This is a genomic window from Neisseria sp. P0008.S010 (genome assembly GCF_051962715.1).
GTDB lineage: Bacteria > Pseudomonadota > Gammaproteobacteria > Burkholderiales > Neisseriaceae > Neisseria > Neisseria elongata.
On record NZ_JBQCVA010000249.1, the window covers coordinates 1 to 289 of the forward strand.

General features: G+C 59.5%; 1 rRNA gene. It reads left to right on the plus strand.

The features are described from left to right. Window positions 1-289: ribosomal RNA gene (locus tag ACTHSL_RS13440) — 16S ribosomal RNA — on the plus strand; the annotation flags it as partial.

Below are 289 nucleotides of genomic sequence, written 5' to 3' on the forward strand. Positions count from 1 at the left end.
CCAGCAGCCGCGGTAATACGTAGGGGGCAAGCGTTGTCCGGATTTATTGGGCGTAAAGAGCTCTTAGGCGGTTCGGCAAGTCGACGGTGAAATCTCCACGCTCAACGTGGAGGGGTCCGTCGGTACTGCCGTGACTCGAGTCCGGTAGGGGAGTGTGGAATTCCCGGTGTAGCGGTGAAATGCGCAGAGATCGGGAGGAACACCCGTAGCGAAGGCGGCACTCTGGGCCGGTACTGACGCTGAGGAGCGAAAGCGTGGGGAGCAAACAGGATTAGATACCCGTGTAGTC